The sequence below is a fragment of the Actinacidiphila glaucinigra genome (assembly GCF_900188405.1).
GTDB lineage: Bacteria > Actinomycetota > Actinomycetes > Streptomycetales > Streptomycetaceae > Actinacidiphila > Actinacidiphila glaucinigra.
The window spans coordinates 255,282-275,600 of the sequence record NZ_FZOF01000003.1 but is presented as its reverse complement, the minus strand read 5'-3'; the positions used below and the strand labels follow the sequence as shown (position 1 = coordinate 275,600).

Annotated in this window: 22 protein-coding genes; 2 read left to right on the top strand and 20 right to left on the bottom strand. The window is 73.4% G+C overall.

Going from position 1 to position 20,319, the window contains the following annotated elements:
• Positions 1 to 12: 12 nt before the first annotated feature.
• The 15 genes from CHF15_RS07980 to CHF15_RS07915 form a co-directional block, all read right to left on the bottom strand.
• Entirely contained in the window at positions 13 to 768 is a 756-nt protein-coding gene (locus tag CHF15_RS07980; protein ID WP_089222934.1) for a sirohydrochlorin chelatase, read from the bottom strand.
• Between the two features lie 2 nt (positions 769 to 770).
• A complete protein-coding gene (locus tag CHF15_RS07975; protein ID WP_089222933.1) occupies positions 771 to 1,664 on the bottom strand; it encodes an ABC transporter permease in 894 nt (297 codons plus the stop codon).
• The gene (locus tag CHF15_RS07970; RefSeq protein WP_089222932.1) at positions 1,651 to 2,445 is read right to left on the bottom strand and encodes an ABC transporter ATP-binding protein; all 795 of its coding nucleotides are present in this window, start codon (positions 2,443 to 2,445) and stop codon (positions 1,651 to 1,653) included. The genes CHF15_RS07975 and CHF15_RS07970 overlap by 14 nt, the downstream gene beginning before the upstream one ends.
• Before the next feature lie 53 nt (positions 2,446 to 2,498).
• Complete coding sequence (locus CHF15_RS07965; protein ID WP_089222931.1) at positions 2,499 to 3,575, bottom strand: ABC transporter substrate-binding protein; 1,077 nt, start codon at positions 3,573 to 3,575, stop codon at positions 2,499 to 2,501.
• A 275-nt stretch (positions 3,576 to 3,850) separates the two neighbouring features.
• The gene (locus CHF15_RS07960; protein WP_089222930.1) at positions 3,851 to 5,203 is read right to left on the bottom strand and encodes a sulfate adenylyltransferase subunit 1; all 1,353 of its coding nucleotides are present in this window, start codon (positions 5,201 to 5,203) and stop codon (positions 3,851 to 3,853) included.
• Positions 5,204 to 5,205: 2 nt separating this feature from the next.
• The gene (gene cysD / locus CHF15_RS07955; RefSeq protein ID WP_089222929.1) at positions 5,206 to 6,141 is read right to left on the bottom strand and encodes a sulfate adenylyltransferase subunit CysD; all 936 of its coding nucleotides are present in this window, start codon (positions 6,139 to 6,141) and stop codon (positions 5,206 to 5,208) included.
• A 145-nt stretch (positions 6,142 to 6,286) separates the two neighbouring features.
• On the bottom strand, positions 6,287 to 6,832 hold the full coding sequence (cysC, locus tag CHF15_RS07950) for an adenylyl-sulfate kinase (protein WP_089222928.1): 546 nt from the start codon (positions 6,830 to 6,832) through the stop codon (positions 6,287 to 6,289).
• 32 nt (positions 6,833 to 6,864) lie between these two features.
• On the bottom strand, positions 6,865 to 7,572 hold the full coding sequence (locus CHF15_RS07945) for a phosphoadenylyl-sulfate reductase (protein WP_089222927.1): 708 nt from the start codon (positions 7,570 to 7,572) through the stop codon (positions 6,865 to 6,867).
• Positions 7,569 to 7,748, bottom strand: coding sequence for a hypothetical protein (locus tag CHF15_RS07940; protein ID WP_089222926.1), 180 nt, complete (start codon positions 7,746 to 7,748; stop codon positions 7,569 to 7,571). The genes CHF15_RS07945 and CHF15_RS07940 overlap by 4 nt, the downstream gene beginning before the upstream one ends.
• A complete protein-coding gene (locus tag CHF15_RS07935) occupies positions 7,745 to 9,442 on the bottom strand; it encodes a nitrite/sulfite reductase (protein ID WP_089222925.1) in 1,698 nt (565 codons plus the stop codon). Before CHF15_RS07935 ends, CHF15_RS07940 begins: the two co-directional genes overlap by 4 nt.
• 169 nt (positions 9,443 to 9,611) lie before the next feature.
• Positions 9,612 to 9,695 (bottom strand): putative leader peptide, encoded by an 84-nt coding sequence (locus CHF15_RS46575; RefSeq protein ID WP_322975673.1) that lies wholly within the window; start codon positions 9,693 to 9,695, stop codon positions 9,612 to 9,614.
• 93 nt (positions 9,696 to 9,788) lie between these two features.
• Positions 9,789 to 10,826, bottom strand: coding sequence for a carbohydrate kinase family protein (locus CHF15_RS07930; protein ID WP_089222924.1), 1,038 nt, complete (start codon positions 10,824 to 10,826; stop codon positions 9,789 to 9,791).
• A 201-nt stretch (positions 10,827 to 11,027) separates the two neighbouring features.
• Positions 11,028 to 11,606, bottom strand: coding sequence for a GNAT family N-acetyltransferase (locus CHF15_RS07925; RefSeq protein WP_179279694.1), 579 nt, complete (start codon positions 11,604 to 11,606; stop codon positions 11,028 to 11,030).
• Positions 11,607 to 11,853: 247 nt separating this feature from the next.
• Positions 11,854 to 13,146: a helix-turn-helix domain-containing protein gene (locus CHF15_RS07920; RefSeq protein WP_179279693.1), complete on the bottom strand. Its 1,293-nt coding sequence runs from the start codon at positions 13,144 to 13,146 to the stop codon at positions 11,854 to 11,856.
• A gap of 356 nt (positions 13,147 to 13,502) precedes the next feature.
• The gene (locus CHF15_RS07915; RefSeq protein WP_089222922.1) at positions 13,503 to 15,137 is read right to left on the bottom strand and encodes an acyl-CoA dehydrogenase family protein; all 1,635 of its coding nucleotides are present in this window, start codon (positions 15,135 to 15,137) and stop codon (positions 13,503 to 13,505) included.
• Positions 15,138 to 15,155: 18 nt separating this feature from the next.
• Between CHF15_RS07915 and CHF15_RS07910 the strand changes: the two genes are divergently transcribed.
• Positions 15,156 to 16,316, top strand: a complete 1,161-nt coding sequence (locus tag CHF15_RS07910; protein ID WP_089222921.1) for a YihY/virulence factor BrkB family protein — start codon at positions 15,156 to 15,158, stop codon at positions 16,314 to 16,316.
• Positions 16,317 to 16,360: 44 nt separating this feature from the next.
• Positions 16,361 to 17,038, top strand: coding sequence for a helix-turn-helix transcriptional regulator (locus CHF15_RS07905; protein ID WP_089222920.1), 678 nt, complete (start codon positions 16,361 to 16,363; stop codon positions 17,036 to 17,038).
• Positions 17,039 to 17,676: 638 nt separating this feature from the next.
• Here CHF15_RS07905 and CHF15_RS07900 read toward each other — a convergent pair.
• The 5 genes from CHF15_RS07900 to CHF15_RS07880 form a co-directional block, all read right to left on the bottom strand.
• Complete coding sequence (locus tag CHF15_RS07900; protein WP_179279692.1) at positions 17,677 to 18,069, bottom strand: VOC family protein; 393 nt, start codon at positions 18,067 to 18,069, stop codon at positions 17,677 to 17,679.
• Between the two features lie 73 nt (positions 18,070 to 18,142).
• Positions 18,143 to 18,607 (bottom strand): hypothetical protein, encoded by a 465-nt coding sequence (locus CHF15_RS07895; protein WP_089222918.1) that lies wholly within the window; start codon positions 18,605 to 18,607, stop codon positions 18,143 to 18,145.
• A complete protein-coding gene (locus CHF15_RS07890) occupies positions 18,591 to 19,109 on the bottom strand; it encodes an RNA polymerase sigma factor (RefSeq protein ID WP_375820182.1) in 519 nt (172 codons plus the stop codon). The genes CHF15_RS07895 and CHF15_RS07890 overlap by 17 nt, the downstream gene beginning before the upstream one ends.
• 82 nt (positions 19,110 to 19,191) lie before the next feature.
• Complete coding sequence (locus tag CHF15_RS07885; RefSeq protein WP_089222916.1) at positions 19,192 to 19,824, bottom strand: class F sortase; 633 nt, start codon at positions 19,822 to 19,824, stop codon at positions 19,192 to 19,194.
• A complete protein-coding gene (locus tag CHF15_RS07880) occupies positions 19,821 to 20,138 on the bottom strand; it encodes an LPXTG cell wall anchor domain-containing protein (RefSeq protein WP_089222915.1) in 318 nt (105 codons plus the stop codon). The genes CHF15_RS07885 and CHF15_RS07880 overlap by 4 nt, the downstream gene beginning before the upstream one ends.
• Positions 20,139 to 20,319 lie beyond the last annotated feature (181 nt).

Genomic DNA, 20,319 nt, shown 5'->3' with positions numbered 1-20,319 from the left:
CCCCGCCTCGCCTCAGGCCAGGGCCAGCGACAGACGCGGCAGCAGCGCCTCGTCGAAGCGCCGCAGCAGCAGCCGGGCGACCTCCGGGGCGTCGCCGAGGACGTCGGCGAGGAGGTCCGCCCCGGAGGCCAGGGCGCCGCGGGCGATGCGGTCGGGCAGGAAGCCCGGCGCGATGACGTACGGCGCGACGGCGACGTGCCGTACGCCGTCGGCGCGCAGCGCGCGCACCGCCTCGTCCGTGGTGGGAAGGGATGCGGAGGCGAACGCAGGCCGCACGGCGCACCAACCGGTACGCCGCCACTCCCGCGCGATTTCTGCGATCACTGCGATCGCCTCCGGGTCGGAGGAGCCCGCCGAGGCCAGGACGATCCCGGTCGAGGGGCGGTCGCCGGGGCCGAGCCCGGCTTCGCGCAGCCGCCGCTCCAGCGCGGCCTGCAGCAGCGGTGAGGGGCCGAGCACGTCGGCCCGGCGGACGCGCATCCGCGCATGGCGCGCCGCGGACTCGCGCAGCACCGCGGGGATGTCCGCCTTGGCGTGGAAGGCGCGGGTCAGCAGCAGCGGCAGCGCCACCACGTCGCGCACGCCCTCCGCGGCCAGCCGGTCCACGACCTGCGGCACGCTGGGCGCGCAGTGGTCGAGGAAGGCCGTCTCCACCCGCAGCCCGGGACGGGCCGCCCGGACCCGCTCGGTCAGGGCGTGGACGGTCGCGGCGTGCCGCGGGTCGCGGCTGCCGTGGGCGATGACGAGGAGGACGTGCCGGGCGGTCACGGTCAGCTCCGTACCAACAGGCCGCGGCTGCGCAGCACCGTGCGCTCCAGCGGCGCGAACACCAGCAGCTCGATGCCGATGCCGACGACCAGGATCAGCAGGATCGCCGCCAGCACGCTCGGCATGTCGGACAGTTCACGCCCCTGCTCCAGCAACTGGCCCAACCCCACGCCGAGGTCGGGGGAGGTGGCGATGAGTTCGGCGGCCATCAGGGAGCGCCAGGAGAAGGCCCAGCCCTGCTTGAGGCCGGCGAGGTATCCCGGCAGGGCGGCCGGCAGCAGCACATGCCGCACCGCGTGGACACCGGTGGCGCCGATGGTACGGCCGGCCCGCAGGAACAGCGGCGGGATCTGGTCGACGCCCGCGACCAGGCCGTTGGCGATCGAGGGCACCGCGCCCAGCAGCACCACGCAGTAGATCGTGGCGTCCGACAGCCCGAACCAGATGATCGACGCGGGCACCCACGCCACCGACGGCAGCGACTGCAGACCCGACAGGATCGGCCCGATCGCGGCCCGCACCACCCGGACCCGCGCGACGAGCAGGCCGAGCGGCGTGCCGATCGCGACGGAGGCCACGAAGCCCAGCGCGCCGCGCGACAGGCTGGTCCAGACGTAGCCGAGGAGGGTGCCGTCGAGCCACTTGTCCTGCAGGGCGCGTGCGACCTCCGCCGGACTGGGCAGCTGGTAGTGCGGCTTGACCTCGTAGTGGTAGGCGAGCTGCCACACCACCAGCACCAGGGCGATGGCGACGAGCGGGGGAACGGCCTTCTGCAGCAGCACGCGGGCCACCGGCACACGTGTGGTGGAGCGGGTCTCCAGGGCGTCGAGGCCGGCCTCGAGCCCCGCGAGGTCGCCGGTGTGCGCGGTGTGCGCCTTCGTCTCAGTGCTGGCCATGTCGGCGGATCTCCCCCCGGAGGTGTTCGGTGATCTCCACGGAGAGCTCGGCGACCGCCGAGTCCTCGATGCGGCGCGGCTGCGGGATGTCGACCGTCCATTCCCGGGCGATCCGTCCCGGCCGCGAGGAGAGCAGCACGACCCGCTGGGCGAGCCGCACCGCCTCGCGGACGTTGTGGGTCACGAAGAGCACAGACAGGCGGGTCTCGGCCCAGATACGCGTGAGTTCCTCGTGCAGGACGTCGCGGGTGATGGCGTCGAGCGCCGCGAACGGCTCGTCCATCAGCAGCAGCTGGCTGTCCTGTGCCAGTGCCCGGGCCAGTGCGACGCGCTGCCGCATGCCGCCGGACAGCTCGTGCACCCGCTTGCCGTAGGCGCCCCGCAGACGGACGAGCTCCAGCAGCCGCTCGGCCTCCGGGCGCCGTTCGGCGCGCGGCACGCCGCGCATGCGCAGGGCGAGTTCGATGTTCCTGCCCGCGGTGAGCCACGGGAACAGGGCGTGCTCCTGGAACATCAGGGCCGGGCGGCCGCCGGGGGTCTCGATGCCCCCGGCGGTCGGCCGGTCGAGTCCCGCGACCAGGTTGAGCAGCGTGGACTTGCCGCAGCCCGAGGCCCCCAGGAGGCAGACGAACTCGCCGGGGGCGACGTCGATGCTGATGTCGTCCAGCACGTGCGTCTCCGCGCCGGGACGGCCGAAGGACTTCGAGACGTGCTCGAGCCGTGCGGCGTGGGGGGCCGCGTCGACCGTCACGGCGGGCTGCTTGGTGAGTGCGGTGGCCATGGCGTCACCTCCTGAGGGCTGGGGCTGCGGGCTTCATGGGGTGCTGCCGGCCGTCAGCCGCCGAGACCGGCGTCGTCGATGGCGGGCTTGCCGTCGGCCTGGAGGACCTTGTTGAGGAGCGACAGGTCGTAGATGCCCTTGAGGGCGGGCTTCTCCAGCAGGCCGGCGGTGACGGCGTGGTCGGCCTCGGTCTGCAGGGTGGACGCCAGCGGGTCGTCGATCACCTGGATGCTCTGCCACGCCGGGTCGATGACGTCGGCGGGCAGCGGCTTGCCGGAGAGCCTCTCCAGCTGGGCGTTGGCGTCGGCCTTCGCCTTGTCCGGGTTGGCGTTGATCCAGGCGTTGGTCTTCACCGAGCCGCGCAGCACGGCCTCGACGACGTCCGGGTGCTCCTTGAGGAACGACTGGGAGACGATCACGTTGGTGATGACGAACTTCTTGTCCGGCCACAGGTCGCTCTCGTCCAGGAGCACCTTCGCGCCCTCGGCGACCAGCTTGGAGGCGGTGGGCTCGGGCACCCACGCGCCGTCGATCGAGCCGGTCTTGTAGGCGTCGGGCGTCACCTTGTTGTCCGTGCGGACCACGGAGACGTCGCCCTTGCCGCTGGTGGCGTCGACCTTCCAGCCCTGCTCGGCGATCCAGTTGAGGAAGGCCACGTCCTGGGTGTTGCCGAGCTGGGGGGTGGCGATCTTCTTGCCCTTGACGTCCTTCAGGGACTTGATCTTCTCCGGGTTGACGACCAGCTTGACGCCGCCGGAGGCCGAACCGGAGATGATCTTCAGGCTCTTGCCGCCGGACTTCGTCCAGCCGTTGACGGCCGGGGAGGGGCCGATCCAGCCGATGTCGATGGAACCGGCGTTGAGGGCCTCGATCTCCGCGGGCCCGGCGTTGAAGACCGACTCCTTGATCGTGGTGCCCGAGCCCAGTTCGTCGGCGAAGAAGCCCTCCTTCAGGCCCACCAGCGGGGTGGCGTGGGTGAGGTTCGCGAAGTAGCCGATCTTCACCGTCGAGGCGGACAGCTTCTTGCTGGTGCCGCTGCTCGCGGCCGCGTTGGTGGTGTCGTCCTTCTTCTCGGAGCCGTAGCCGCAGGCGGCGAGGGCCAGCAGCGGCAGAAGGGCGGCGCCCGCCATGAGGCGGCGACGGGCGGACGTTCTCGGGGCGGTGGTGCGATCGGCAGTCACGGGAGGTGATCCTCTCGATGGCCCCGGTCGGCGCCGTCTAGGGCGCGCCGGGGTGGTGGCTGTCTGGTGGTCGTCGGTGCGGTGCCGCCTGCGCGGCGCGGGTGCGGTGCTCGGCCGGGGTCAGCGCGCACATCGCGTGACACCGCCCGTGCCGCTGCCCAGACAGCCGCTGCCGACGCGACCGCCCTCCTTGGCGAATCCCGCGAAGGCGTCGTCGAACGCCATCAGAAGTCCCACCCCTCGTCCTCACCGGCCGCGTCCGCGGCGGCCGTGGCGGTGCGGGCGGCGAAGGCCTCGCCGGCCATGCCGGCGGTCAGCGTGGTGCCGTCCGCCGGGTCGATCAGCAGGAAGGAGCCGGTGAGCCGCGAGTCGGCGTACGCGTCCAGCGGCAGCGGCTCCGAGGTGCGCAGCACCACCGTGCCGATGTCGTTGACGCCGAACTCGCCCGGATCGTCCTGGTGCTCCAGCCCCCGGGTCAGGTCGATCCGGTACGGGAGCCGCTGCACGATCGCCTTGACCGTGCGGGTGCCGTGCTTCAGCAGCACGCGCACGCCGACCGCCAGCGGCCGCTCGTGCAGATGGCACACGGTCGCCTCGACGTCCCGGGTGGTCGCCGGGGCGGTGCCCGAGGGCGCTATCAGGTCGCCGCGCGAGATGTCGAGATCGTCGCTGAGCAGCAGCGTCACCGACTGCGGCGCCCATGCCACCTCGACCGCGGTGCCGAGCACGTCGATGCCGCTGATCGTGCTCGTCAGCCCGGACGGCAGCACCGTCACCGGGTCACCGACCCGCAGCACGCCCGAGGCGATCTGCCCGGCGTAGCCGCGGTAGTCCGGGTGCTCGGCGGTCTGCGGGCGGATGACGTACTGCACGGGGAAGCGCGCCGGCTGCGCGCCGGGGTCGCTGCCGACGGGGACGGTCTCCAGGTGCTCCAGGATCGTCGGGCCGCCGTACCAGTCCATGTTCGCCGACGGGGTCACGACGTTGTCCCCGGCCAGCGCCGAGATGGGGATCGTGGTGATCTCCGGGACGCCGATCGAGGCCGCGTAGGCGGTGAACTCCTCGGCGATGGCCGCGAAGACCGGCTCCGACCAGTCGACCAGGTCCATCTTGTTGACCGCGAGCACCACGTGCGGCACCCGCAGCAGCGCGGCCACCGCCGCGTGCCGGCGGGTCTGCTCCACGACGCCGTTGCGGGCGTCGACCAGGACCACGGTCAGCTCGGCGGTCGAGGCGCCGGTCACCATGTTGCGCGTGTACTGCACGTGCCCCGGGGTGTCCGCCAGGATGAACCGCCGCCGCGGTGTGGCGAAGTAGCGGTACGCCACGTCGATGGTGATGCCCTGCTCGCGCTCGGCGCGCAGGCCGTCGGTGAGCAGCGCCAGGTCCGGCGCGTCCTGCCCGCGGCGCGCGGAGGCCAGCTCCACGGCCTCCAACTGGTCGGCGAGCACCGACTTGGAGTCGTGCAGCAGCCGCCCCACCAGCGTGGACTTGCCGTCGTCGACGGAGCCCGCGGTGGCGAAGCGCAGCAGGGAGGTGGCCGAGAGCTGCTCGGCGGCGGTGGTACCGGTGGTCATGGCTAGAAGTACCCCTCGCGCTTGCGGTCTTCCATCGCGGCCTCGGAGAGCTTGTCGTCGGCCCGGGTGGCGCCCCGCTCGGTGAGCCGGGACGCGGCGATCTCGGCGATGACGGCGTCGATGCCGGCGGCGTCGGAGTCCACCGCGCCGGTGCAGGACATGTCGCCCACCGTGCGGTAGCGGATCAGCCGGGTCTCCACCGTCTCGCCGTCCTTCGGGCCGCCCCAGTCGCCCGCGGTCAGCCACATGCCGCCGCGCCGGAACACCTCGCGCTCGTGGGCGTAGTAGATCTCCGGCAGGTCGATCCCCTCACGGGCGATGTACTGCCACACGTCCAGCTCGGTCCAGTTGGACAGCGGGAAGACGCGTACGTGCTCGCCGGGGGCGTGCCGGCCGTTGTAGAGCTGCCACAGCTCGGGGCGCTGGCGGCGCGGGTCCCACTGGGAGAACTCGTCGCGCAGCGAGAACACCCGCTCCTTGGCGCGGGCCTTCTCCTCGTCACGGCGGCCACCGCCGAAGACCGCGTCGAAGCGCAGCTCCTGGATGGCCTCGGTCAGCGGCACCGTCTGCAGCGGGTTGCGGGTGCCGTCGGGGCGCTCGCGCAGCCGGCCGTCGTCGATGTAGTCCTGCACCGAGGCGACGTGCAGCCGCAGCGAGTGCCTGGCCACCGTGCGGTCCCGGTACTCCAGCACCTCGGGGAAGTTGTGGCCCGTGTCGACGTGCAGCAGCGAGAAGGGGACCGCCGCGGGGGCGAAGGCCTTCAGCGCCAGGTGGAGCATGACGATGGAGTCCTTGCCGCCGGAGAAGAGGATCACCGGCCGCTCGAACTCTCCCGCCACCTCCCGGAAGATGTGCACCGCCTCCGACTCCAGCGCGTCCAGGTGCGACAGCGCGAAGGGATTGCCGGTGCTCTCGTCGACCGCGACTACCGTGGTCACGCTGTACCCCCTTCGATCTCCCCCAGAGCTCGCGCCTGGGTGGTGCCCCCATCTCCGCCCGCGCGGCGAACGTGCCTCTGGCCGGTCGGGTGCGGCCCGGTAGCCGCGCGTACTCCCCCGGCTGTCGCCGGGAGGTGCCCCCAGCTCACAGGAGTCCCCTTTCCACCAGCAGCGCCGTCAGCAGCGCCGCCGAGTCCTCGACGGTGTGGTCCTGGGTCTCGATCCGCAGATCGGGGAGTTCGGGTGCCTCGTACGGGTCGTCGACACCGGTCAGCCCGGATATCTCGCCCGCGGCCTGCTTGGCGTACAGGCCCTTCACGTCGCGGACGGAGCAGACCTCCACCGGCGTGGCGACGTGCACCTCCAGGTACGTCGTGCCCCGCGCCTCGTGGCGCTTGCGGACGGCCTCCCGGCTGTCGGCGTACGGCGCGATGACCGGGACCAGCACCTTGACCCCGTTGGAGGCGAGGAGTTCGGCGACGAAACCGATCCGCTGCACATTGGTGTGCCGGTCCTCGCGGCCGAAGCCGAGGCCCGCGGAGAGGAACTCGCGGATCTCGTCGCCGTCCAGGACCTCCACACGGTGCCCGTCGCCGCGCAGCCGGCCGGCCAGCGCCTGGGCGATCGTGGTCTTGCCCGCGCTCGGCAGACCCGTGAGCCACACCGTGGCCCCTGTGCCCGTCACACCCATCCGCCCCTCCCGGGAGGTCCGTTCCGTCGTCATCAGCCGTGCAGCCCGCACTCGGTCTTCGCCTGTCCCGCCCAGCGGCCGGCCCGGGCGTCCTCGCCCTCCAGCACCCGGCGGGTGCAGGGGGCGCAGCCGACCGAGGCGTAACCGTCCATGAGCAGTGGATTCGTGAGTACCCCGTGCTCGGCGACATAGGAGTCCACGTCGTCTTGCGTCCAGCGGGCGATGGGGGAAACTTTGACCTTGCCGCGCCGGGCGTCCCAGCCCACCACCGGGGTGTTCGCCCGGGTCGGGGACTCGTCGCGGCGCAGACCGGTCGCCCAGGCGTCGTAGCCGGTCAGTCCCTCCTCCAGCGGCCTGACCTTGCGCAGCGCGCAGCACAGGTCGGGGTCGCGGTCGTGGAGCTTCGGCCCGTACTCGGCGTCCTGCTCGGCCACGCTCTGACGGGGCGTCAGCGTGATGACCCGCACGTCCATCACGGCGGCGACCGCGTCACGCGTGCCGATGGTCTCCGGGAAGTGGTAGCCGGTGTCGAGGAAGACGACGTCGACGCCCGGGGCGGCGCGCGAGGCCAGATGCGCCACGACCGCGTCCTCCATCGAGGAGGTGACCGCGAACCGGGACCCGAAGGTCGCGGTGGCCCAGCGCAGGATCTCGAGCGCGGGGGCGTCCTCCAGGTCACGGCCCGCCTGCTCGGCCAGCGCCCGCAGTTCGTCCGCGGTGTGCCGCTGCGCGGTGGTCACGAAGGGCCTCCCTCACCGGTCTCGGTACGCAGCCCCCGGGCCAGCAGGCCCAGGAACTTCAGCTGGAACGCGCGGTTGCACGACCGGCACTCCCAGGCGCCGTGCCCCTGCTCCGCGGGGTGCAGGTCCTCGTCCCCGCAGTAGGGGCAGTGGAAGGGTGCGGCACGCTCGCTCACGACAGCGCCTCCTCGCTCGCCCGCGTCACCCACTGCGCGAAGCGCTCGCCGTCCGTGCGCTCGGCCTGGAAGCGCTTCAGGACACGCTCGACGTAGTCGGGCAGCTCGTCCGCGGTGACCTTCAGACCGCGGACCTTGCGGCCGAACCCGGCCTCCAGGCCCAGTGCGCCGCCCAGGTGCACCTGGTAGCCCTCCACCTGGCGGCCGTCGTCGTCCAGCACCAGCTGGCCCTTGAGTCCGATGTCGGCGACCTGGATCCGCGCGCAGGCGTTGGGGCAGCCGTTGACGTTGATCGTGATCGGCTCGTCGAACTCCGGGAGCCGGCGCTCGAGTTCGTCGATCAGCGAGGAGCCGCGCGCCTTGGTCTCGACGATGGCCAGCTTGCAGAACTCGATGCCGGTGCAGGCCATCGTGCCGCGCCGGAAGGGGGAGGGCTGCACCTGCAGGTCCAGCGACTCCAGGCCCGCGACGAGCGAGTCGACCCGGTCCCGCTCCACGTCCAGCACGATCATCTTCTGCTCGACGGTGGTCCGCAGCCGGCCGGAGCCGTGCGCCTCCGCCAGCTCCGCGATCTTGCTGAGCGTGGTGCCGTCGACCCGGCCGACGCGCGGCGCGAATCCGACGTAGTAACGGCCGTCCTTCTGGCGGTGCACGCCCACGTGGTCGCGCCACTGCTGGACCGGCTGGTCGGGGGCGGGGCCGTCGGTCAGCGCGCGCCCCAGGTACTCGTCCTCCAGCACCCGGCGGAACTTCTCCGCGCCCCAGTCGGCGACCAGGAACTTCAGCCGGGCGCGGGTGCGCAGCCGCCGGTAGCCGTAGTCGCGGAAGATGGAGATGACGCCCTCGAAGACGTCGGGGACCTCCTCCAGCGGCACCCATGCGCCCAGCCGGACACCGATCTTCGGGTTGGTGGACAGGCCTCCGCCGACCCACACGTCGAAGCCCGGGCCGTGCTCGGGGTGGCGGACGCCGACGAAGGCGACGTCGTTGATCTCGTGGGCCACGTCCAGCAGCGGCGAGCCGGAGATCGCCGACTTGAACTTGCGGGGGAGGTTGGAGAACTCCTTGTTGCCGACGATGCGCCGGTGGGCCTCGTCGACGGCCCAGGTGCCGTCGACGATCTCGTCCTCGGCGATCCCCGCGACGGGCGAGCCGAGGATGACACGCGGGGTGTCGCCGCACGCCTCGGTGGTGGACAGGCCCACGGCCTCCAGCCGCCGCCAGATCTCGGCGACGTCCTCGATGCGGATCCAGTGCAGCTGGATGTTCTGCCGGTCGGTGATGTCCGCGGTGCCGCGGGCGAACTCCTGGGAGACTTCGCCGATGACGCGCAGCTGCTCGGTGGTGAGCCGGCCGCCGTCGACGCGCACCCGGAGCATGAAGAACTTGTCGTCCAGCTCCTCCGGCTCCAGGATCGCGGTCTTGCCGCCGTCGATCCCGGGCTTGCGCTGGGTGTACAGGCCCCACCAGCGCATACGGCCGCGCAGGTCGGCGCCGTCGATCGCGTCGAAACCGCGGTCCCGGTAGATCGTCTCAATGCGTGTCCGCACGTTGAGACCGTCGTCGTCCCGCTTGAACTGCTCGTTGGCGTTGAGCGGCGTCATGTGGCCGACCGCCCACTGGCCCTCGCCGCGGTGGCGGCTGACCTTGCGGCGCGGCGCGGCGGCGTTCGGCTGGTCAGGCGTGGAAGCCATGGCGATGGAGTCCTTCTGGCAGGCTGGAAAGAGTCGGTCGTAGCGCAAATAGTCCCCGTGGCCTGCGGATACGCCGGAACGCCACGAACAGCGCACGGCGTGGGCGCGTCATTGCGCCCGCGAGACCGGGGACGGCCGGATCAGTCCTGGACGGGACGGCGGCGAGTGCTCAGCACGCCTGACAGATGGCGCTGGACATGCGTCCGAGATCGACGTGCAGCCGACCTACCAAGGCGATTCCAGTGCGAGACATGTCGAAAGCGTGTCACGCGCATCTCGGGCCAGTCCACCGTTATCCATATGGTGGACATCTATATCCCGCATGGTGAGACGTCCGTTTTGTCGGTCACCTGACAGGACTCGCCGGGCGCAGGAAATCGGCCGCGATGGCCCGGAATCCACCGTGCCCACGGGTCCCGACGTGCCGCAGCTTGTGGCCCGCCAGCGCCGAACCCAGCCGTACCCCCGCACCGAGCAGGGCGCGGTCCGCGACCAGCGCCGCCAGCAGACCCGCAGCGAAGACGTCGCCCGCCCCCGTGGCGTCCTCGACCTCCCCGTCGGGCAGCGGACGGTGGGCGTATCGCTCCACGGTGCCGGGCCGGTGCACCTCCACCCGGTCCGGGTACTTCACCACGGACACGCCCTCCCGCCCCTTCCGCACATGGCCGAGCCGCTCGAACTCCCGCCCGTTGACCAGCAGGTAGTCGCTCATCGCCGCCATGGCCAGCACATCGGGGGTCGGCTCCGCCGACCAGGCGTGCCCCGGGTCGAAACTGATCAGCGTTCTCGGCGAACGCCGCCGCACCTCCGCCAGCAGCCGGTGCAGCGCCGACCCGCCGTCCGGGTCCAGGAACGAGGTGACGTGGACCGCCCGGGCCGCCGCCAGGTAGCCGGCGATCTCATGGAAGCGCTCCCGCACATGGGCGGCGATCCGCGTGTTCGCCCCGGTGTGGGTCAGCAGCGTGCGTTCCCCTCCGTCGTGCACGGACAGGCAGATCCCGCACAGCCGGTCCGGGTCCGTGGCCACCAGCCGCCGGTCGATGCCGAGCCCGTCGAGGACGGCGAGCGGACCGGCCGCGCCCAGCGGATCGCGGCCCGCGACGCCCACGTAGCCGAGCCGCAGCCCGCGGCCCAGGCGCCCCAGCGCGTGGAGGGTGTTGAAGGCCGAGCCGCCCGGCTCCGGCGTCAGCGGCACCCCCTCGTCCCGCAGCCACTCCAGGCCGGCGCGGACGGCGGGCTCGTCGACCATGCGCTCGCCGCCGCTCTCCGGCGGCTGCCGCAGCCGCATGTGCGCGCCGAGCCTGGCCAGCACGGGGCTGCCGTTCAGGGCGGACGCCCCCGTGATGAGGTCCAGGTTGAGCGCCCCGACCCCGACCACGTCCATACCCGCCCCTTCCCGCCGGCCGGTCCCTAGGCCGTGTCGTCAAATGCTCGCCTACCCAGCGGCGCCTGGCACGGCACCTCGCTGCGTTGTCGAATCGTCCGAGTAGCCCACTACGAGGACGACTCTCCGCCTTGCGATGCACCGCACCAGACGCCGCCGAGCCCGCCCTCCGGGCGGCCGACGTTCATTTGACGACACGACCTAGCGGGCTCCGGGCCAGGGCCCGGTCACGGGCCTCTTCTCCTCTTCCCCCGTCTCGGTGCGGAAGATGCGGAAGCCGCGCTTCTCGTAGTTGGCCAGTGCGTGCGGCCCGTCCAGGCTGCAGGTGTGCACCCACACCCGCTTCGTCGGGGTGCGGTCCGGCCGGCGCTCCGCCAGGTCCCAGGCGCGGGCGATGCCCACGGAGAGCAGGTGCCCGCCGATCCGCCGCCCCCGGAAGGCGGGCAGCAGCCCGAAGTAGGCGATCTCGACCTGGCCGTCGTCCTGCGGGTCCAGTTCGATGTAGCCGGCCGGGGTGTCCCGGTCGTACGCCACCCAGGTCTCCACGCCCGGGCGTTCCAGGAAGGCCCGCCACTGCTCGTACGACCACGGCAGACGGTCCGTCCAGGCGCAGTCCGCTCCCACCGAGGTGTAGAGGAAGCGGCTGAACTCCGGGGACGGCACCTCGGCCCGCACGATGCGGACGCCCGACGTCGCGGGGTCCGGCTCCAGGGAGGGCCGCAGATCTGCGTGGGAGGTCTGCTCCAGGGACCACGTGGTCACCGTGACGCTAGTGCTCATGCGCCACATTCTGCGGCCTCGGCCCTGTCGTCGAAGTCCCTCCTGCCCCGCGCCGCCTGGCACGGCCCCTCGCTGCGTTGTCGAATCGCCCGAGTAGCCCACTACGAGGACGATTCTCCGCCTTGCGATGCACCGCACCAGACGGCGCGGGGCCCGCCCTCCGGGCGGCCGGAGCCACTTTGACGACACGACCTCGCGGGCCCGGCGGGTCCCCGGCTCGCTGCCGCGGCCCGTCGGCTCCGCGCCCTCACGTCCCGAAGCGCGCCGCGCGCACCGCCGGCGCCGTCGAGTGCGGCAGCAGGTCCGCGGGATGGGCGGGGCGCACCACCGCGACCTCGACGCCGTCGGCGAAGCGGTAGGGACGGTGGTCGAGCACCCCGGCCAGGGTGCGGCGCAGGCGGGACATCTCGGCGCGCACCGTCACCGTGCGGGAGGGGTCGCCGAACAGGTCGCCGGCCAGTTCCGCGGCGCTTCGGCCGTCCCGGTGCAGGGCCAGCACGAAGAGCAGTTCGGCGTGGCGCGGGCTGAGCTCCTGCGACCAGCCGCCGGCCGCACCGGAGACGCTCACCGTCCACGTACGGGGCCGGCCGAGGTCCAGCACGACGTGCCCGGCCCCGGGCGCCACCTCCTCCGGCGGGACGACCCGCACCAGCCAGCCGCCCGGGAGGGGCTCCAGGGTGCAGGTGCCCAGCGCGGGCACCCAGGTGCGCCCGGCGCTCGGCGCGGCGGGCAGCGTGATCCGTTCCACCGGGGGCATCCCGGTCACGGCGGCCGTCCAGCCGTTGGGGTCGACGACCGCCGCCCGGCCCGGCATCCGGGCGAGCAGCGGGGCGGAGACCGAGCGCAGCCGGTCCACGGCCGCCCAGTGCAGGCTGCGCAGTTCGGCCTCGGCGACCTTGGTCACCGCCGTCACCAGCGACAGCACCGCGGGGTGCATGCCGGCCGCGGGCCCGCTGACGTCCACCGCGCCCAGCAGCCGACCGTCGCGCGGGTCTATGAGCGGTGCCGCGGCGCAGGTCCACTGGTGGTGCACCCGTACGAAGTGCTCGGAGGAGTGCACCTGCACCGGCCGCCCGGTGACCAGGGCGGTGCCGATCGCGTTGGTGCCGACGGCCTCCTCCGACCACGAGGCGCCCTCCGAGAAGCCGAGCCGGTCCGCGCTCCTGCGGACGGCCAGACTGCCGTCCCGCCACAGCAGCCGCCCCTCGGCGTCGGTGACCACCATGATGTGCCGGGCCTCGTCGGCGACCGAGACCAGGCCGTCGCGCAGCGCGGGCATGACGTCGCCCAGCGGGGTGCGGCGCCTGCGCACCTCGATCTCGTCGGCGGTCAGCATGCCGGCGTGACTGCCGTTGTCGGGGTCGACGCCGAGGTCCAGGGCGCGCCGCCAGGAGTCCTGGATGACCGGTCTGGCCTCGGTGCCACCCGATCCGCCGCCCAGCGCGGCGTCCCGCATGCCGGCCAGCAGCCGTGCGGAACGACGCGGTTCCTGGACGGACTGGACCGACAACGACCGTGCGTCGATCGGAACCTGGCTCATGGTGCTCCCCGCGTCCGTGTGCGCCGCGCTTTGTGCGCCCCGGCAGTGGCCGCGCCGTTTCTCCGCTGCCACACCATGTGCATATGGTGCCGTCGGGCCGGTCCCTCCGGTGGGATATCCGGCCAATACCTTGCAACTGTCTGCAACGGTTGCGAATATGCGCGCACTCGACGGACAGTGACGGCGCATCACGCTACTCGTACGGAACCCTGAATCCGTGCGACGGTGACGCGAGACCGGGGGTGGTGCCGAGTCGGCGCGGCACCACCCTCAGTGCGGCGCGGCGGCGGAACGTTTCCCCGAGGGTCCCGGTCCTTCCGCCGGGACCACGGGCGGACCGCCGCCGCACCCGCCCCTCACTCCCGCGGCTGTGCCCGCTCCACGATCGCCGCCAGGTCCAGGCCGCGCGGCAGCGTGCCGAAGGTCGCCCCCCAGTCCCCGCCCAGCCGCGAGGCGCAGAAGGCGTCCGAGACCTCCACCGGGGCGAACCGCACCAGCAGCGAGCCCTGCAGCACCAGCGCCATGCGCTCCACCACCCGGCGCGCCCGCGCCTCGACGCCCTCCAGATCCGCCAGTTCCGTCAGCAGCGACGTGATCGCGCCGTCCAGCCGGTGGTCCGCGCCGCGCGCCCGGCCGATCTCGCCCAGGAAGGCGTTCAGCGCCCGCGGCTCGCGCTGCAGCACCCGCAGCACGTCCAGGGCCTGCACGTTGCCCGAGCCCTCCCACACGGAGTTCAGCGGCGACTCCCGGAACAGCCGCGGCAGCCCCGACTCCTCCACGTAGCCGTTGCCGCCCAGGCACTCCAGCGCCTCGGCCACCAGCGGCGCGCAGCGCTTGGTGACCCAGTACTTGGAGACCGCCACCGCCAGCCGCCGGAAGTGCCGCTCCTGCTCGTCGTCCGCGTCGTACGCCGCCGCCAGCCGCAGCACGGTCGTGGTCGCCGCCTCCGACTCCAGCGCCAGGTCCGCCAGGACGTTCCGCATCAGCGGCTTGTCGACCAGCGGCCCGCCGAACGCGCTGCGGTGTTCCGCGTGGTGCACCGCCTGCGCCACCGCCTGCCGCATCAGCGCCGCCGAACCGGTCGCGCAGTCCAGCCGGGTGGCCGACACCATCTCGATGATGGTCGCGATCCCGCGCCCCTCCTCGCCGACCCGGCGCGCCCACGTGCCGTCGAACTCCACCTCCGCCGAGGCGTTGGAGCGGTTGCCCAGCTTGTCCTTGAGCCGCTGGATCAGGAAGACGTTGCGCGAGCCGTCCGGCAGCACCCGCGGCAGCAGGAAGCAGGTCAGCCCGCCGGGTGCCTGCGCCAGCACCAGGAAGGCGTCCGACATCGGCGCCGAGCAGAACCACTTGTGGCCGGTGAGCAGATAGGCGCCCTCCTCCGCCAGCGGCTCCGCGCGCGTGGTGGTGGCCCGCACGTCCGAGCCGCCCTGCTTCTCGGTCATCCCCATCCCGAACAGCGCCCCGGGCTTGTCCCCCGGGGCGACCAGCCGCGGGTCGTACACCCGCGACCCCAGCCGGGGCTCCCACTCCGCGGCCAGCGCCGGGTCCGCCCGCAGCGCCGGCACCGCGGCGTGCGTCATCGACACCGGGCAGCCGTGCCCGGCCTCCGCCTGCGACCACACCAGGAAACCCGCCGCGCGCCGAAGGTGACCGGCGGGGCGGGACCACGCGTCGGTCAGCCCGGACGAGACCGCCCGCCCCAGCAGCCGGTGCCAGGCCGGGTGGAACTCGACCTCGTCGATCCGGTGCCCGTACCGGTCGTGGGTGCGCAGCACCGGCGGATGGGCGTCGGCGGCCTCCGCCCATCCTCGCGCCTGCGCCGAACCGGCGACCCGGCCGAGTTCGCCGAGCTCACGGTCGACCTCCTCCCGGAGCTCGGGCGCGACGTGCCGCGCCACCCCCTCCACCAGCGCGGCGTCGGCGGCGTACACGTCATACCCGACCAGGGGCGGAGGCTGGTTGGTCACGGTGTGTGTGGGGGGACTCATGACGGTTACGGTAGGCGCGTGCAGGCAGCAGACGAAACACCCGAGCGGCCCAGGCGAGGCCGTCTCCACCGGGCGCGGGCCCTCTACCGGAACGTGTCCAAGCGCAAGGTGGGCTGGCTGCTGCTCAAGGACACGGTCGACTCCTGCATGGAGTACCGCGTCACCGGACTCGCCGCCGAAGCCGCCTTCTTCGTGCTGCTGTCGCTTCCGCCGCTGCTGCTGAGCCTCGTCGGCGCCATCGGCTACGTCGACGGGATCATCGGCACCGACACGATCGACAACATCCGCCGCAACATCCTCGACGCCGCGGCGACCGTACTGTCCGACAAGGGCGTCGACCAGCTGATGCGGCCGCTGGTCGACGACGTCTTCGGCGGCGGCCGGCCCGACGTGATCTCCATCGGCTTCGTCATCGCCCTGTGGTCCGGATCGCGCGCGCTGAACGTCTTTGTCGACACGATCACGATCATGTACGGGCTGGAGGGCAGGCGCGGCATCGTCAAGACGCGGCTGCTGGCCCTGCTCCTCTACATCGTCGCCCTGGTGATCGGCGCGGTCGTCATGCCGCTGATGGTCGTCGGACCGGACGCGGTGGTGTCGTTCCTGCCATGGAGCGAGGCCGTGATCCGGATACTGTACTGGCCGGTCGTCCTCCTGCTGTCGATCGCGTTCCTCACCACGCTCTACCACGTCTCCGTACCGGTGAGATCGCCCTGGTACGAGGACATGCCGGGGGCGGCCGTCGCCCTGCTGATGTGGGTCCTGGGCAGCTTCGTGCTGCGCATCTACCTCACCCAGACCGTCGAGGGCCCGACCATCTACGGCTCGCTGGCGGCGCCCGTCGCCGTGCTGCTGTGGATCTTCGTGTCGGCCTTCGCGGTGCTCGTCGGAGCGGCCGTCAACGCCGCCATCGACCGGGTGTGGCCCTCGATCGAGACCGCGGCCGCCCGCGAGGAGAACGCCCGGGCCAGGGAACGCGCCGCCGCCGACCTCGTCGCCGAGGCCGCCGCCCGCCGCGCCGCGTTCGAGTCCGGCCCGGACGACGAGGTCGGCCCGGAGGACCCGCCCGCCGAATTCCCCGAGCGCTGGGCGGGCTTCCTGCCGCCGGAGGACGTACGGTCCCGGCTGCGCGGCCGCCGCCCCTCAGGCAAGGACGGCGGCAGGCGACCGCGCGGCTGACACGGACCCGCCGCGGTGCCGGGGGCCGGTGTCATGCTGGAGCGATGTACCGGGAACGGACCTCGACGGTGCCGGGCGCCGTGCTGTGGACGAAGACGGCGGCTGCCGGGGCCGCCCGCGTGCTGCCTGACGGCTGCATCGACCTGATCTGGGGCGAGGACACCGGGCTCTTCGCGGCGGGGCCCGACACCACCGCCCACCTCTCCGGCAGCCCGCCCGGCACGCGCTACGCGGGGCTGCGCTTCGCCCCCGGGGTCGGGCCCGCCGTGTTCGGACTGCCCGCGCACGAACTGCGCGACCGCCGCGTGCCGCTGGACGCGCTGTGGCCTGGCGCAGAGGCACGCCGGCTCACCGAACGTGTGGCCGCGGCCGCCGACCCCGCCGCCGCGCTGGAGTCCCTGGTGCTCGCGCGCGACGTCCGGCACGCGACGTCCCCGTGGGGCCCGGGGATCGCCGCGAGCCTGGCGGCCGGCGCCCGCGTCGGCACGGTCGCGGAGGACACCGGGCTCAGCGAACGCCAGCTCCACCGCCGCTGCCTGGACGCCTTCGGCTACGGCCCCAAGACCCTGGCCCGCATCCTGCGCCTGCAGCGCGCACTTGAGCTGGCCCGGCACGGCCACGCCTTCGTCGACGTCGCCGTCCGCGCGGGCTACGCCGACCAGGCCCATCTGGCCCGCGACGTCCGCGCCCTCGCGGGCGTCCCGCTCGGCGAACTGCTCTAGGTGCCGGGGCTCGCGCGGGGGGCGGGGTGGTGTGTGAGCGCGGCTGGGTGGGTCGGCTGTCGCGCCGTCTCGCGCCCTTCGGGCGCAAAGATGCGGGCTGCGGAGGGGAGGGTGGGGCGGCTCTCCTCGGCGATTTGCGGGTGGGTGCGTGGTGGGGGTTCGGGCTCCGCAGCGGGTGGGGTTTCGGTTGGCGGGTGTCTCGTTGCCGTCCGCGGGTGCGGATGGCCGCTTCCACGCCTACTCCTGGTGGTGGGCGCGCCCGCCGTGACCGGCGGCTGCGGCTGATTCGGGGTGCTGTTGGGCGGTCTGCGGGAGATCGGGCTCTGTTTCGCCGACATGTTCGTCGGAACAGGGCCCGATGTCGGGGAAGCACCCGCAGACGCCGGTTACGGCGGGCGCGCCACCCACGAACGGTGGGCGTGGCAACCGGCCATCTGTACGCGCGGACGGCAACGAGACCGGGACCGTACGAGCAACCGGCCCCGCTCCGGAGCCTGAACCCCCGCCACCGGCCAACCCGCACGCCGCCGGGAAGGCCCGGCCCTCCACCCTCCCGTCCGCAGCCCGCAGTTTTGCGCCCGAAGGGCGCAAGACGAACCCGGACGGCTCAGGTCGCGCCCGGCGCCCGGAGTACCCGGCTAGGAGAACCGCGCGAAGAGGTCGACCGGGTTCCCGTCCGGGTCCAGGACCACCGCGTACCGCATCCCCCAGGGCGCGTCGAAGGGCTTCAGATGTCCCGCGTACCCGGCCCCGGTCAGCTCGGCGAACGTCGCGTCCACCTCCTCCGGTCCGTCACAGGTGAAGGCCAGCGCCATCCGGTGACCGCCCTGCGGCGGCTCCCACGAGGAGTCGAAGGAGCGGACCATCTCCACGGAGTCCCAAGCGATCCGCAGCCCCCCGGGCAGCGCCGCCTCCACGTGCGGCTCCGCCTCCGCCCCGGCGGGGATCTCCAGTCCCAGCCTGCGGTAGAAGGCCAGTGAGGCGGCCATGTCGGCCACGACGATCTCGACGACATCGAAACGAAGAGTCATGCCGCAACCGTAGGCGCGCACCGCCCGGCCCGTCTTGAACGAATCGGACACGCACCGGGCCGGTCGGCGCCGGTCAGCGCCGCGGGCCGGCCGGGGAGTCCGCCCCGGGGCCGCCGAGCGGGGTGGCCGAGACGGACCGGGACTGGCGGGCGGTGGACGCGGCGCGGCGAGGGTCGTGGGAGCCGGTGCGGCGGTCCGGGCCGCTGCTCTCGGACGGCTCCGGGACAGGGGACGTCGTCGGGTGCGGCGATGGCGGCGGGTCGGCCGCCGGGGGGACGGACACCGCGGGCACGGTCGGCCCGACCGCGGGGCCCTGCCCCGGGGAGGACAGCAGGTGCAGGGGTACGGCGACGACCGCCGCCACCGCCAGGGAGACCCCGGCTCCCGCGGCCGTCCGCAGCAGCCTGCGCCGCGCCGCCGCGCGGCGGACCTCGCGGAAGCGGCCGGGCGGCGGCCCGAGGAGCACCGTGCCGGGCCCGAGCAGGGCGCTCAGCTCGGGGTCGCGTTCCTCGTCCGGACCGTCAATGGGTGTGATCAAGGCTTCTCCTCAGTCCGGCTCGCAGCATTTCCCTGGCCGCGTGGAGGTCGGCCTTCACGGTTCCTTCCTTCCGTCCCGTCGCGGCCGCCACCTCCCGGACCGGCATGTCGGCGTAGTAGTAGAGCAGGATGGGCACCCGCAGCCGCTCGGGCAGCGACTGGACGAGCATCCGCACCGAGGGGTCGGTCTGCCCGTCGCGCCCCTCGCCCTGCCCGCCGACGAGGACCTCCGCGGTGGCGCGCCGCATGGCCCGGCGTTCGCGCTCCATCTTCCGCCAGTGGTCGCGCACGATGTTGGCGGCGGTGACGTAGAGGAAGCCGCGCGGTTCGTCCACGCTCGTCCAGCGCGCCCACAGCCGGGTGAAGGCCTCCGAGGCGATCTCGTGGGCCGTCTCGTCGTCGTCGACCAGCCGCCGGCACCAGCCGGCCAGGCGCGGGTAGAGGGCGGCGAACAGCTCGGACGCCGCTTCGTCCCGGGAAGACCGTTTCAACACTCTCCACATTCCGTCGTTCATCATGCCGCAGGCCTGCCGAGGGGCGGCCGGGCCGGGGGCGCGCAGCCCGACCGGCCCGGCCGCCCGTCGGCTAGTCGCGGCCCGCCGGGGTCAGGGAGGCGTACACCACGACGTTGTCGCGGTACCCGCTCCCGTCCGCGGTGCGGGGGCCGCCGCAGGTGATCAGGCGCAGCTCGGGGCGGTCCACGTCGCCGTAGACCTCCTCGGTCGGGAACCGCGCCTTGGCCACCGTCTGCACCCGGTCCACGGTGAACCGCGCGGACGCGCCGTCCCGCAGCCCGGCCACGACCCGGTCGCCCGGTCGCAGCCGTGCCAGGTCCCGGAAGACCCCGTCGCCGAACCGGCCGACGGTGACGTGGGCCAGCAGCACCGACGGACCGAGCTGCCCCGGCGTGGGGGAGTGCCGGTACCAGCCGGCGGGCGAGTGGCGCGCCACCGGCGGGACCTCCACCGTGCCGTCCGGGGCCAGCCCCAGCTCCATGACCGGGGTGTCGACCCCGATCGCCGGGATCCGCAGCCGTACCGGGACCGAGCGGGCGAGCGGGGGCGGCGGGGACGGATGCGTCCGGGCGGCCGCGGGCGGTGCGGAGACGACGGGCGGCGCGGCGACGGAACCGCCACCGGACCCGCCCGCGCATCCGCCGGCCCAGGGCAGGACCGCCAGGACCGCGACGGCCGCCGCCCACCTCGCGCCCGGGGTCATCCGGCGGTGGTGCGCCTGCGCCGCGTCACCACGAACGACCCGGCGGCCAGGAGCAGCAGGCCGCCCGCGGCCGAGGCCACCACCGCTCCGTCGGGACCCTGCGCGGCGGCCGGGGGCTGCACGCCGGTGTCGGGGGCACCCGCCGGCACCGTGCCGACCTGACGCGGCGACGGCACCGCGGACGGCGCCTCGGCCGGCGCGGCGCTGCGGGCCGGCGCGGGCTGCGCGCTCGGCCCGTCGGCGAACGCGGGCGCCGTCCCCGCCAGCACCGCGGTGCACGCCAGGGCCGCGGCGGTGAGAACACTCCTGCGCATGTATCGCTCTCCTTCGTCACCCCGCCCCTGCCCCCGGTGGGGCACGGGCGGGTTCTGGCAACTGATCGCGCGAAGAGACGAGGCGGCCCGCGAGCCGGTTGTAAAGAACGGGCAAAGTCGCTTCGGCGGTGCCGTCGGTGAACGGCGGGCGAAGCGGCGGCGACCGGCCGGAGCCGCCGTC